The organism is Micrococcaceae bacterium Sec5.7, from assembly GCA_039636785.1.
Lineage (GTDB): Bacteria > Actinomycetota > Actinomycetes > Actinomycetales > Micrococcaceae > Arthrobacter.
On sequence record CP144169.1, the window covers coordinates 1980037 to 1991823 of the forward strand.

15 protein-coding genes are annotated in these 11787 nt (G+C 64.2%); 6 read left to right on the plus strand and 9 right to left on the minus strand.

Going from position 1 to position 11787, the window contains the following annotated elements:
- The first annotated feature begins 174 nt into the window (after window positions 1–174).
- Window positions 175–1260, plus strand: coding sequence for an S-(hydroxymethyl)mycothiol dehydrogenase (locus V3C33_09430; protein ID XAS69442.1), 1086 nt, complete (start codon window positions 175–177; stop codon window positions 1258–1260).
- Entirely contained in the window at window positions 1257–1901 is a 645-nt protein-coding gene (locus V3C33_09435; protein ID XAS69443.1) for an MBL fold metallo-hydrolase, read from the plus strand. The genes V3C33_09430 and V3C33_09435 overlap by 4 nt, the downstream gene beginning before the upstream one ends.
- A gap of 31 nt (window positions 1902–1932) precedes the next feature.
- Here V3C33_09435 and V3C33_09440 read toward each other — a convergent pair whose 3' ends face one another.
- Together V3C33_09440 and V3C33_09445 are read right to left on the minus strand one after the other, a co-directional pair.
- Complete coding sequence (locus V3C33_09440; protein XAS69444.1) at window positions 1933–2682, minus strand: lipoate--protein ligase family protein; 750 nt, start codon at window positions 2680–2682, stop codon at window positions 1933–1935.
- Between the two features lie 107 nt (window positions 2683–2789).
- Window positions 2790–3593, minus strand: a complete 804-nt coding sequence (locus tag V3C33_09445; protein ID XAS69445.1) for a thioesterase family protein — start codon at window positions 3591–3593, stop codon at window positions 2790–2792.
- A 176-nt stretch (window positions 3594–3769) separates the two neighbouring features.
- On the opposite strand from V3C33_09445, the gene V3C33_09450 reads away from it, so the two are divergent.
- Entirely contained in the window at window positions 3770–4447 is a 678-nt protein-coding gene (locus V3C33_09450; protein ID XAS69446.1) for an endonuclease/exonuclease/phosphatase family protein, read from the plus strand.
- A gap of 35 nt (window positions 4448–4482) precedes the next feature.
- On the opposite strand, the gene V3C33_09455 is transcribed toward V3C33_09450, so the two are convergent.
- From V3C33_09455 to V3C33_09470, 4 genes are read right to left on the minus strand one after another with little or no spacing between them, the layout of a single operon-like run.
- On the minus strand, window positions 4483–5109 hold the full coding sequence (locus V3C33_09455) for a DNA alkylation repair protein (protein XAS69447.1): 627 nt from the start codon (window positions 5107–5109) through the stop codon (window positions 4483–4485).
- Complete coding sequence (locus V3C33_09460) at window positions 5106–5612, minus strand: NUDIX hydrolase (GenBank protein XAS69448.1); 507 nt, start codon at window positions 5610–5612, stop codon at window positions 5106–5108. The genes V3C33_09455 and V3C33_09460 overlap by 4 nt, the downstream gene beginning before the upstream one ends.
- Window positions 5609–6253 (minus strand): dihydrofolate reductase family protein, encoded by a 645-nt coding sequence (locus V3C33_09465; protein ID XAS69449.1) that lies wholly within the window; start codon window positions 6251–6253, stop codon window positions 5609–5611. Before V3C33_09465 ends, V3C33_09460 begins: the two co-directional genes overlap by 4 nt.
- Window positions 6253–7041 (minus strand): alpha/beta hydrolase, encoded by a 789-nt coding sequence (locus tag V3C33_09470; GenBank protein ID XAS69450.1) that lies wholly within the window; start codon window positions 7039–7041, stop codon window positions 6253–6255. Before V3C33_09470 ends, V3C33_09465 begins: the two co-directional genes overlap by 1 nt.
- Window positions 7042–7345: 304 nt before the next feature.
- Here V3C33_09470 and V3C33_09475 point away from each other — a divergent pair, with 304 nt between their 5' ends.
- The gene (locus V3C33_09475; GenBank protein XAS69451.1) at window positions 7346–7642 is read left to right on the plus strand and encodes a hypothetical protein; all 297 of its coding nucleotides are present in this window, start codon (window positions 7346–7348) and stop codon (window positions 7640–7642) included.
- A 996-nt stretch (window positions 7643–8638) separates the two neighbouring features.
- Here the strand turns inward: V3C33_09475 and V3C33_09480 are convergent.
- Window positions 8639–8836 carry a DUF1918 domain-containing protein gene (locus tag V3C33_09480; GenBank protein ID XAS69452.1) on the minus strand — a complete coding sequence of 66 codons (198 nt, stop codon included), beginning with the start codon at window positions 8834–8836 and terminating at the stop codon, window positions 8639–8641.
- Window positions 8837–9302: 466 nt separating this feature from the next.
- Between V3C33_09480 and V3C33_09485 the strand changes: the two genes are divergently transcribed.
- Window positions 9303–9569: a DUF1016 N-terminal domain-containing protein gene (locus tag V3C33_09485; protein ID XAS69704.1), complete on the plus strand. Its 267-nt coding sequence runs from the start codon at window positions 9303–9305 to the stop codon at window positions 9567–9569.
- Window positions 9535–9717 (plus strand): PDDEXK nuclease domain-containing protein, encoded by a 183-nt coding sequence (locus V3C33_09490; protein ID XAS69453.1) that lies wholly within the window; start codon window positions 9535–9537, stop codon window positions 9715–9717. Before V3C33_09485 ends, V3C33_09490 begins: the two co-directional genes overlap by 35 nt.
- Before the next feature lie 48 nt (window positions 9718–9765).
- Here V3C33_09490 and V3C33_09495 read toward each other — a convergent pair whose 3' ends face one another.
- A complete protein-coding gene (locus V3C33_09495; GenBank protein ID XAS69454.1) occupies window positions 9766–10788 on the minus strand; it encodes a site-specific integrase in 1023 nt (340 codons plus the stop codon).
- Entirely contained in the window at window positions 10785–11774 is a 990-nt protein-coding gene (locus V3C33_09500) for a tyrosine-type recombinase/integrase (protein ID XAS69705.1), read from the minus strand. Before V3C33_09500 ends, V3C33_09495 begins: the two co-directional genes overlap by 4 nt.
- Window positions 11775–11787: the final 13 nt, after the last annotated feature.

Sequence of the window (11787 nt, forward strand, 5' to 3'; positions counted from 1 at the left end):
CCGCAGATGGTCCCCGAAGCCGGATTACCCGGCCTCTCGCATGTGTATATCAATGCGCAACATGTAGCGGATAGCGCAACAGACTCTAGAATCCTGTCTGCCCGCTGTGATAGACAGTGGGATGTCGATATCGGACATCCGTCCGCATTCCAAGATGCTCAAGGGGAGATATACATGGTCCATGCAGTCAAAGGCGTCGTAGTCCGTTCCAAGGGCGCCGCGGCCACACTCGAAACCATCCTGGTTCCGGAGCCGGGTCCGGGCGAAGCCCTCGTGGACATCCTCACCAGCGGCGTCTGCCACACGGACCTGCACTACAAGCTCGGCGGCATCAGCGACGACTTCCCCTTCTTGCTGGGCCATGAGGCCACCGGCGTGGTCAGCGCGGTCGGCCCGGACGTCACCGACGTCGTCCCCGGCGACCGCGTCGTCCTGAACTGGCGCGCCGTCTGCGGCAACTGCCGTGCATGCAACCGCGGCCAGGCACAATACTGCTTCAATACCCACAACGCCACCCAGAAGATGACACTGGAGGACGGCACCGAGCTCTCCGCTGCCCTGGGCATCGGCGCCTTCGTCGAGAAGACCCTGGTGGCCGCGGGCCAGTGCACCAAGGTGGACCCCGACGCCGACGCTGCCGCCGTCGGCCTGCTCGGCTGCGGCGTGATGGCCGGCCTCGGCGCCGCCATCAACACCGGCGGTGTCAAGCGTGGCGACTCAGTTGCAGTCATCGGCTGCGGCGGCGTTGGTGTCGCAGCAATTGCCGGGTCCGCCCTCGCCGGGGCCACCACCATCATCGCCGTAGACATCGATGCCAAGAAACTCGAGCGGGCCAAGGAACTCGGTGCCACCCACACGGTTGATTCCTCCAAGGGCGATCCCGTGGAGCAGATCCGCGAACTCACCGGCGGCTTCGGCGCGGATGTGGTGATCGACGCCGTCGGCCGTCCCGAAACGTACAAGCAGGCCTTCTACGCCCGCGACCTCGCCGGCACGGTGGTGCTGGTGGGTGTCCCGACGCCGGAGATGACCCTTGAGCTGCCGCTCCTGGACGTCTTCGGCCGCGGCGGATCCCTCAAGTCCTCCTGGTACGGCGACTGCCTTCCGTCCCGCGACTTCCCGATGCTCGTGGACCTTTACAAGCAGGGCAAGCTAGACCTCGACGCCTTCGTCACCGAGCGCATCGGCATCACCGACGTCGAGGAAGCCTTCAAGAAGATGCATGCCGGTTCCGTGCTGCGCTCGGTAGTGGAACTGTGACGGCTTCGCCGGGCAAGCTGCGGATTGAACACCTGGTCACCTCGGGCACGTTTTCGCTCGACGGCGGCACCTGGGACGTGGACAACAACGTGTGGATCGTGGGTAATGACGATGAATGCATCGTCATCGACCCCGCGCACGATGCCGCGGCTGTCGCGGCTGCTGTCAAAGGCCGGGCGCTCAAAGCCATCCTGCTCACCCACGGCCACGATGACCACATCGGTTCCGTCGGCGATTTCTGGGATCTGGTCCAGGCCCCGATCCACCTTCACCAGGAGGACTGGGCGCTGTGGGGCACTGTGTACCCCGCCGTGCAGCCGGATCATGCCATCAGCGACGGTGACGTTTTTGACGTGGCCGGCGCCAAACTGCAGGCCATCCACACGCCGGGCCACTCCCCCGGGTCAACGTCCTTCTACCTGGAAAGCGAAGGAACCCTCTTCAGCGGCGACACGCTCTTCCAGGGCGGGCCGGGCGCCACCGGCCGGTCCTTCAGCGATTTCCCCACCATCATCGAATCCATCCGGACCCGGCTGCTGACGCTGCCGCCGGAAACGGTGGTCCGTACCGGCCACGGCGATAGCACCACGATCGGCACCGAAGCCCCGGATCTGGACGACTGGATTGCCCGGGGCCACTAGGAGTGTCAGCTTGTAGCGCCAGGAGTGGAAGCTAGGCCCGCAGGCTGCTGAAATCACCGCGCACAAGCGGTGCGTAGGTGGCGTACGTGGCGATGACGGCGTCCTCGATTGCCCGGACGTCGAGGTGCGGCATGAGGTCGGCTACAGACCCTGCGGTAGCGGGGTCCCAGTCGAGGCCGAGTGCCGCATAGCTGTCCGTCAGCACACTGCGGATGGGTGCGGAGTTTTCCACCACAATCACCGAGCTGAACAGCCACCCGCCGGACACCACCCGCTGGGCCGTACCGATCAACTTGAACAGGTGGGCGGGGAATTCGGGATCGACGCCGTGGACGCTGAACTCGCCCGGGCAGTACTCCCCGGGAATTTCGCCGACGGCGGCGTGTACTCCGGTGCTCCGGAGCGCCTGCGCCAGTAGCTCGCCGAAGAACGCAAACCGTCCCTTGGCGCCGGCGATTGCATCGGTGCGGGGCTCTACGTGATCGATCACCAGCGTGCCCTGGTGGTAAGCGGCAGCGCGGCCGCCTGCCTTGCGGACGAGAGGCTCAAACCCATGGTCACGGCAGGCCCGGGCGGCTGCCTCGAATCCCGGCAGATGGGTGTCACGCTGCCCAAAGGCCACCGTGGGTAGGGGCCGGTAGAGCCGGAGAGTTGGGCCGATCCTGCCGGTCTTGGCCTGGCCCAACAGCTCCAGGCCGAACTCGAGATCCCGGGCCGCACCGAGCGAGTGCTCCTGCCTGACAATTGTCAGGTCACGCGATCCGTCCCACGACTGATGCATGTTGCTAAGCTCCCTTACGGTCATTCTGGAATTCCTGGTCGTCGCTGCCGTGTTCGCCGTCATCGATGCTTTCCGGCTGAAGTCGATGCCTTTTCACCCGGCGCCTGCTAGCTCTTGCGCAGTGTGAGGATCTGTTCAGCACGGCCAAAGGGGCCGGCCAGGTCGTGCAGCACCGTTGATGTGAGGCCGATGCCGTCGGTCCCGAAAGAGACCGCGTTATCCAGTCCCAGCCATTCGCCGTCGGGCCTGCGGTGCATGTGGATCTGCAGGTCAAGGTTCGGGAAGGCGTAGCTGCCTTTGCCCGGCGCAACGCGTGCGGCAATTCCGTTGGCGGTGTCCACCAAGCCCATAAGGCGCGCCATGTCACCGCTGTCGGACACGTCCGTGAGCGGGTGATCCGTGCGGAGCCAGACTTTCCCGGCCCCGGGACGGTGGCCGGCAGCCACGCGCATCTCCAGGGAGCGGATGTACCCGCCCGGCCAGATGCTGGCGCCGTCGTACGGCTTGCATTCGTCGGGCGACGGGATGGTGACATCCTCGACGGCGGCGACGGCGGAGGTATCGCTGGTGATCATGCGCCAGGCGGTTGCACGGATGGCCACGCGCCCGTTGGCCACCAGTTCAGCCTGCAGCAGCTCAATGGTTTTGCCCGGCCGGAGCGTTGACGTGACGACGTCGAATTCGCCGCCCGGAATCAGGCCAAGAATCTCATAGCTCAGCCGGGCCATGCGCATGTCTGCCCGTGGGTTATGCCGTTCCAGGCAGTCCGCCATCAGCCCGGACGCCGGTGCCATGTGCTGTTCGTGTTCGTTCCAGGCGCCCTGCGCATGGATAGTTGAACGGAATCGTCCGCCGCCCAACGTCTGATAGTAGAAGTCGCCCCCGGCAAGTTCCGGCAGTGCAGTGGTCAACGTTGACCCTTTCGCTCGTTCCGATTGAATCTCAACCAACTCTATCCGCGGAATCCGGCCGGGTTCACAAATGCCGTAGCACGGACGCGCCGTCATGTTTCCGTGGTGCGCCGGATGGTCTGGGTAGACTCAGTGACTGGTTCCTTTTAGCAACCCTCGGAAGAGGTGTTCCACTGATGCGAGTTATTAGCTACAACCTCCGCAAGCACAAAGCGAGTGGCGAACTGGCCCATCTGGCCGCGAACTTCGGGATCGATGCCCTGTGTCTCCAGGAGTGCGACTCCGGTGACCTCCCGGCCACGCTTGGACCGCTGCACCTCGCTGACGTCACCAAGGGAAACAGGCTGGGGCTGGCCATTTACTACCGTGCGGACCGTTTCACCGCGCTGGAGACCAACTCCTTTGCGTTGAAGAAATCATTGCACGACAGGGTTCTGGCCCCGGCGCACGAACGGCTGATCGGCACCCGCGTCATCGACAACGAGACCCAGCACGAGCTGGTGATCGGGTCTTTCCACGCGGCACCTCTGACGGCCTCCAACTCGCTGCGCAGGAAGCAGATCCATGCAGCCCACGCGGAGCTGCTGAGCATGGGCAGTGGACTCATGACGCTGATGGTAGGCGACTTCAACTACCCGTTCTTCACCAAGAACCTCGATACCCACATGAAGAATTCCGGTTACGCCCTGTCGCTCAGCGACCGCCGGACCTACACGCGCTACAAGGTCTTCAAGGGGCATTTCGACTTCGCCACGTCCCTGGGCCTGGACATTGAGAGCGTGGAGACTCTACCCAGGGGCAAGTCCGACCATCTGCCCATTCTGGTGACGGCGGAGTACGGGAAAGACTTCTGACGGCCGGGAGGATGCAGGGCGCCGTCTCCACCGGTTCAGTGTGTCGCGGGCATCTCATCAAGGACCAGGGCGACCGCCTCACGGACAATGATTCCGTCTTCACCTGCGCCAGGGGCCCCCGCCAGCACCATCGCGGCACGGCGGGTGAACCCGGCCCAGCCGTCTGCTCCTGCCCGAAGCGCTCGGAGCGGGGACAGCACGGCCGCGCGTCGCAACCAGATGTCCGCGTCGGCTGCCCATCGATCGAGGACTCCTTCAGCCCTGGTCCTGCCCGGCTCTTCCAGCTCTTCGATCATGGGCCCGATGACGTCGACGGCGAGCGGATCGACCAGGGCGCGCAGCCGCGCATCCCGCACGAAGCTTTCCATGCGCGTCAGATCGGAGTTCGTCAGCAGACGGACGTTTGATTGCAGCAGGACAATCGCGGCGAGGCGACGCTCGAATACGGGCACGGCCCACAGCTCGGAGCTCAGCGCGGTGATCTGGTCATGCGTCAGGCCTGGGTGGCGGCGGCCGGCATCCCGCACGGTTCCCCGGACTGCACCGACCGAAGCGCCGAAGAACCGCAGCTCGCTGCCCAGGCGCCCCCGCGCGTCCTGCGCACGGTACCAATCCCCTTCGCGCTGAAGGGCGGCATCGATGAACTCGCCGGCATCACTCACCTGACATGTGTCAGGGCGCGTCGCAGCACCGGCCAGGCCGTGGCAAAGCCGGGATGCAGCTCCCTACGGTCGACGTCGGCCACCGGTACCCATCGGAGCTCAATGCTCTCGGGGTCAGTGATAGCCGGTTCGAAATGTTCGATGACCTGTACCGCGACGGTGGTGTAGGACCAATAGCCCACGTCGAACACAGAAGTGAACAATACGCGGACGCACTCGGGCGGAACGGCGGCTTCTTCATACGCTTCGCGCAGCGCGCCGGTCACGGCATTCTCGCCTTCGTGGAGCGCCCCGCCGGGCAGGCCCCAGGTGCTGCCGTTGTGGCTCCAGACGGCGCGGTGCTGGAGCAGAATGCCTTGGTCGGAATCGTAGACCAGGACTCCTGCCGCGCCGAACCTGCCCCAAAAGCGCCCCTGTTCCCCTTCAACCCACGCATCGCCGGGATCCCGGGGGCCGTGGAACCGGGGAGGCTCCCTGGATGTGGCGGCTTCTACGTGCCTCACCGCAGGAACCGCATGTGCGCCACCCCCTCAGAGGCGGCAAACTCCACCAGCTCCAGACCGTCCGGACCGCCGTCGAGGTTGTCGAAGAGCCTCTCCCCGCCGCCCAGCAGCACGGGCACCACTGCCACGTGCAGCTCGTCGACCAGCCCGGCCCGCAGGTACTCCTGCACGGTTGCCGCCCCGCCGCCCAACCGGACGTCGGACCCGGCTGCCGCATCAAACGCCTGTTCCAGGGCCGCTTCGATGCCGTCCGTCACGAAGTGGAACGTCGTTCCTCCCTGCATGGTCACCGGTGGCCGGGCATGGTGGGTCAGGATGAATACGGGGTGGTGGTACGGCGGGTTATCCCCCCACCAGCCGGTCCAGTCTTCGTTTGCCCACTGTCCTCGGATGGGCCCGAACATGTTGCGGCCCATGATGGTGGCGCCGATCCCCTCATCGCCTCGCTCAAGGTAGGTGTCGTCCACACCGGTGCTGCCGCCGTCGTCGTGACCCAACATGCGCCGCCCGGTGGCAGTGGCGAATGCCCACTCGTGCAGGCGCTCGCCGCCCACGCCCAGCGGGTGGCTGGCGTCCTGGTGCGGACCGGCGACATAGCCGTCCAGTGAGACTGACAGGTTGTGGACCCGGAGTCTGGGCATCAGACGCCGGCGTTTCCGTCGCGGAAGAAGTCCCGCAGAACCGGTGCCACGGCTTCGGGGGCCACCGCGTGGTCCTGGCCTTCGACGGCGTCCTGCCGGCCGTTCTGGACGGCGCCGGCCACCGCAGCGGTGGATGCTTCCGCCCAGGCCGGACTTGCACCGCCGTAGAGTGCCAGGGTTGGTGCGGTAATCCGCGAAAACCGCTCCGCCGGGACAGCCCCGTCGCCGGTGAGTGCCAGGTCGTAGGGCAGAGTGTGCGCCAGCGCCGTGAGGGCTGGCCACCACGGAGTCTGCTTGATGCCATCGTCAAAGTCCGACCCCGTGTGCCGGATGAATTCCTCCACCGCCGCATCCGTGTGGCCCTCATCCACGAGCCGCTGCACCTTTTCCGCGAAGACCTCCCATGGTTCTTCACCCCCCTGCCCGGTAAGGTAAGGCGGTTCGTAGGCCGCGAGCCTGCCGATGGGGACGCCCGCCGCCGCGGACTCCAGAGCAATTATGGCGCCGGAGGAATGCCCGTACACGAGGGCTGACGTTCCCAGAGCTGAGACCAGCGCGGCAACGTCTTCTACTTCACGCTCGACGGCGTACGGCAGCGTGTCCGTACTCTCGCCTCGCCCGCGGCGATCGTAGGTGACCACAGTGAAGTTTTTCGAGAGCAATGGCACCAGGGAACCGGCGGAATGGCGCGAGTTCAGCGCCCCGCCAATCACAATGAGAGGGGTGCCGCTCCCTGTCTGCCCGTAAGCAATAGTCGTTCCATCAGCGGACTGGACTGTATCAGCCATCAAGTTCTCCTCGTGGACGTAGTCGCCGATCCCGGCAGTCCACTTCTACGCCTTGGGTGGGTGATGTTCAAGGGAGTAAGGGCCCCCGGTTCGGAAAACTAGCACTCAGGAGGCCGACTATTGATGACCTCCAGTGCGCCGGCCGACATGGTCGTTCAGGCCGCCCGCTTGGAGAAGACCGTGTGTTGCGGCCGGCTTCTCAGCGTTCGGGTGTTGACGAAATGTCCTGCCGGGCGTACTACGAGACATACCGATTCGTTCGCAGTCCGCAACGTGACGGCCTGCAGGTTGTGAGGAGAAGAACATGCCAGTCGCAGTCAGTATGGAGTTCAACGGCGCCACCTTGGCGCAATACGACGAGGTGGTCAAAAAGATGGGCCTCACCCCGGGCGGACCCGGTCCGGCCGGAGCCCTGTCCCACTGGGTGACGGCTACAGAGAACGGAATGCTCATCACGGATATCTGGAAATCCCGCGAGCTCTACGATGCTTTCGCGAAGGAGCAGATCGGCCCGTTCAGCATGGAGGTAGGGTTCCCTGAGGCTCCGAAGGTCACATACTACGACCTCCACAACTACTTCACTGCCGGCCCCGACACCTGATCCGTCACGGCTTGGACAGTCCGGCGGACGTCCCCTCCGCGAGCACCGGGAGGGGACGTCGCCGTCCGCTGCCAGATGGCTCGCTACTGTCAGGTCCCTGCATCACACGTCTTCTGGAGAGTAGTGGAGCGCGGGCCCCCTCCATTCTTTCCCCTCGAAAGCAGGCAGTCGAACCCCGCGGGCTCCAATTGTGCAACGCGCTGCGCGCTTCCCGCCTCCGCCCAATCTTGCAACGGGGCGTTGCAAGATTGGCAGTGAACAGGATCGTCCCGCCATCGCCGAAACGCGTACCCGCTCCAGTGCTTCGGCAAGGAAGCCCGCGTCAGCATCCTGAAGCAACTCTCCGGCCCCGTCGGCGCCGCGTCGCTGTAGGGCGATTCGGGCGAACCTGCGCCACTCTCAATCAACAAGCGCTGGAGCTCAGAAAGGTCCGTCTCCGTCAGTGGCAGGCCACGGCGCCGGCGATGGATCGCCATGTTGCCCAGGAACCCCTGCAAGTACGGCCGAGCCTTCTCACGGTATCGGGCGAGATCAACAGACCCGGTCACCGGGCCTTTCAGTCCCCCGAGAATTTCCCACAGTGTGTCCTCGAAGCTGGTGGACACCACCTTGCGGCGTTCCCGCAGGGCGGACGCGGTGTCCTTTATCCTTTTGCGATAGGGCTCGACGGCGGCCGCCGCGTTAAGTGCGGCGAGGGGGGCCTGGTACATCAGCAGCTCAAAGCGTTTGGCTGCTTCGGCGTCGGCGGCAGAGGCCAGAGTTGCCGGCGCCGCGACGCGAGTCTGAAGGTCGGTCAGTTCCGGAACCTGGAGACTCGTCCAAGCAACGGCTTCGGAGCACTTCTCGACAACTGAAGTAGCTGCCGCACCACGAAGTTGGTCCGGGGCAAAGCTACGGTGCGCCAGGGATCGGCCAAGCGACTCCTCGGATGGAGAGGGTGGAGACAATGCCCAGAGGTAAAAGTCCGACCATTTGCCAGCACCAGGTCGGAGCGTTTCAGGTAGTAGGTGCCTGACTCCGGTCGACGGCGAAATCTCCACCCGGGTACAGGATTGTCTCGTGGCCGTCGTCGAATCGGACGTGATACGGCGGCGCACCATTTGCACCCTTGACTTCGATGATCTCACCGTGCCGGTCTGACGACTCGACCGTCTTTCCCCGGATGATAATGCGGTCTCCCTGGGATGCCTCCATGGCAACCACCTCCCAGCCCTAGGGTACGTCGCTCTTCCCGTAAGCGGAACAGCCCGCCGGGTATCGACAACCCGCATGGATCTGAGGAGGCAGGCAGCCTAAGCGATTCATGCGTTGGCCTTGCCGGTGACGTGCTCAGCGCGGGCCCCAGCCGCTTCCACTGTCCGGTTCGCACATGCGGATCCAAACAGGCCGTGCCCATTTCCCCTACGGAAAGATGGAGGTGGACATCGTGTCCGTCGGCGACTACGCCGTCGGTCGCTTCAAATTTGAACCGGGCTGGCGCTGTGTTTCCTGCCGTCTGGTCGTCGAGACTTCCGACGGAAGCCGATTCAACTTAGCCCCTGGCGATTCAAACACCATCCCGCCAGGACATGACGCCTGGGTTGAAGGAGAGGCGCCGTTCACAGGTCTCAAAGAACGAATCCCAGGGGCGCGTGGTTTCTCACCGCGAAATCTCCGCTACATGAAGCCGTTTGCTGAGGCGTGGCCTGATTTTCGAATGTTGCAGACGGTGTCTGCAACATTGCCGTGGAGCCATCACGTCCTGCTCATTGAAAAGGTCCCAGACAGCGAAACAAAGCTGTGGTACATGGCCCAAACTGTCGCCAACGGCTGGTCCCACGCCGTCCTGGGTCACCACATCGAAACGAAGCTACACGAAGTTCCTGCTGGAACTGGGTCTTGGGTTTGCCTTCGTGGGACGGCAAGTGCGGCTGGAGATCAACGGTGACGAATTCTTCGCCGACCTACTCTTCTACCACCTCAAGCTCCGCTGCTACGTGGTGATTGAACTCAAGGCGGTGAAGTTCGATCCGGGCTTCCTCGGTTATGCGCAGCGGGACGTTATGCCGAAGTATTCGTTCGCGCTGGCGTTTTGACGGCCAGTCGCTGAAGGGTTCTTGGCATAACGCCCCGCGGTACTCGGGTCAGCGTCCGAGGTTGGTCAGCCAGGTGAGCATGTCCTTGTCCTGGTGCCAGAGCGGCATGGCGTCGGGTGGCGTGACGTTGGTGAAAGCGCTCTGGAGTGCTCTTCTCTTCATCTCTCCGTCGATGCGGGCGTAGATCTCGGTGGTCTTCAGATCGGCGTGGCCGAGGATGTCTCGGATGTAGACGAGGTTGACTCCGGCTTGAAGCAAGTGCATGGCCTTGCTGTGCCTGAGGGTGTGTGGCGAGATCGTGTCCGGCAATGCCGCCGGGTCGGCTTCCCTCGCGGCCGTTACGTGCTTATCGAGGATGTAGGCGATGCCGGTACGGGTCAATTTCTTGCCACCTTGGTTGGGGAAAAGCGACCGGGTCCTGCTGGCGGGGCCGGTGAGGCCGGCACCGTCGGCGTAACGCTGGACCAGGGCGACTGTCGGGATCATCAGCGGCACGATCCTGGTTTTGTTGCCTTTGCCAGTGAGTTTTACGGTTGCGGGAGGATCGGCCCGCAGGTCGCCGAAGGTCAGGTCGGCGATCTCTTGGACCCTGGCGCCGGTGTCATACATCAGCGCCAGCAGTGCGAGATCGCGTCTCCCAGAAGGTCTGCTGGTGTCGGGCTGGTCGAGGATCAGCCGGATCCCGTCGACCGAGAGGTGGCGGGGTGGGGCGGTGGTGGTCTTCTTCTTTGGTATCGCCAGGACACGCTGGTACTGCCCGATCCGTTCGACATCTCGGGCTTGCAGGTAGCGGCAGAACGACCGGATCGCTGCCAGTCGCTGGTTGCGGGTCGCTGGGACGCAGCCCCGCTCGGCCTCGAGCCAGGTCAGGAATCGTTCCACAAGGTCTTTGGTCAACAGGTCGCACGTCATGTGCTCGGGGGTAATGTCCTCGTGGGCCTTGCAGTACCTGAGGAACAAAGCGAAGGTGTCTCGGTAGGACCTGATTGTGTTCGTTGCTGAGCCGACCTCGCCGGGCAGGAACCGGGCGAGGAACTCGCTGAGGTAGTGCTGGAAGTCGTGAGTGGTCATTCGGGCTCGCCTCCTGGGATGACGCGCGAGGCGATGGCGCTCATAGCGGCGGTGACTTCGGGGAACATGTCCGGGATCAGGCGGACGTATTGGCCGGTTGCCGTCACCGAGGCGTGGCCGAGATAGGTGGCCAGGGTCGGGAGCGCCCAGTAGACATCGGCGCCCTGGTCGACCATGGCTTTGAGCGAGTAGACGGCGAAGGAGTGCCGAAGATCGTGTACACGGGGGCCATGACCACGGCCGCCGTGCGAGATGCCCGCCGCCCACAGGGTCTTCCTGAACCATCTGTAGATGGTGTCGGGGGCGATGGGCCGGCCGTCTCTGTGGGTGAAGAACCGTGTGTCGTGGTCGGCGGTGAATAGCCGCGGTCCGGTGGCGTCATAGCGGCGCATGATGTCGGCCATCGTCGGCGAGATGGGGACGAGGCGGTCCTGATCGAACTTCGCGTGGCGGACGGTCAGGCAGCAGTTGTCGAGATCGACGTCACCGCGGGTCAGGTTCAGCGCCTCGGACACCCGCAGGCCGCACCCATACAGGAGCCTGATCAAGACTGGCAGCAGGACTGGCATGACCGAGGGCGCTTTGGCCTCGAGCCGGTCGCAGGCGGCGAAGAGTTGGTCGAGCTCGTGTCGGGTGAATATGTATGGAGCGAACGATTCTCGGTCGCCCCGATGCTTTAGGGTCTGCGGGAACGCCACCGGCAGGCCCTCTGCGGCCAGATAGCTGAGGAACTGGTTCGTGTGCACGACCCGTTTGTGTTGGTTGCTGCGACGCTCGTTGGGCCGTCTGCTGCACCACTGGTCGACCAGCTCCTGACTTATCGTCAGGTCGGTGTGGCCCGTGGACGCGATGAACCTGGACAGCGCCCGTAACGACTGAGGAACGTCGGCGTAGCTCAGGCCTTGTGCGCGCTTGTAGCGAATGAAACCGGCCATGTGGGCGGCGAAGACTGAATCGTAATGCGACGACTGCTCATCAATTCTCATTGTCGTCACGGCC

Excerpts from the sequence above, each read along its gene's own strand:
- V3C33_09430 (XAS69442.1), top strand. The coding sequence starts at position 175 with ATGGTCCATGCAGTCAAAGGCGTCGTAGTCCGTTCCAAGGGCGCCGCG.
- V3C33_09440 (XAS69444.1), bottom strand. The coding sequence starts at position 2,682 with ATGCATCAGTCGTGGGACGGATCGCGTGACCTGACAATTGTCAGGCAG.
- V3C33_09450 (XAS69446.1), top strand. The coding sequence starts at position 3,770 with ATGCGAGTTATTAGCTACAACCTCCGCAAGCACAAAGCGAGTGGCGAA.
- V3C33_09465 (XAS69449.1), bottom strand. The coding sequence starts at position 6,253 with ATGCCCAGACTCCGGGTCCACAACCTGTCAGTCTCACTGGACGGCTAT.
- V3C33_09470 (XAS69450.1), bottom strand. The coding sequence starts at position 7,041 with ATGGCTGATACAGTCCAGTCCGCTGATGGAACGACTATTGCTTACGGG.
- V3C33_09475 (XAS69451.1), top strand. The coding sequence starts at position 7,346 with ATGCCAGTCGCAGTCAGTATGGAGTTCAACGGCGCCACCTTGGCGCAA.
- V3C33_09480 (XAS69452.1), bottom strand. The coding sequence starts at position 8,836 with ATGGAGGCATCCCAGGGAGACCGCATTATCATCCGGGGAAAGACGGTC.
- V3C33_09485 (XAS69704.1), top strand. The coding sequence starts at position 9,303 with ATGAAGCCGTTTGCTGAGGCGTGGCCTGATTTTCGAATGTTGCAGACG.
- V3C33_09495 (XAS69454.1), bottom strand. The coding sequence starts at position 10,788 with ATGACCACTCACGACTTCCAGCACTACCTCAGCGAGTTCCTCGCCCGG.
- V3C33_09500 (XAS69705.1), bottom strand. The coding sequence starts at position 11,774 with ATGAGAATTGATGAGCAGTCGTCGCATTACGATTCAGTCTTCGCCGCC.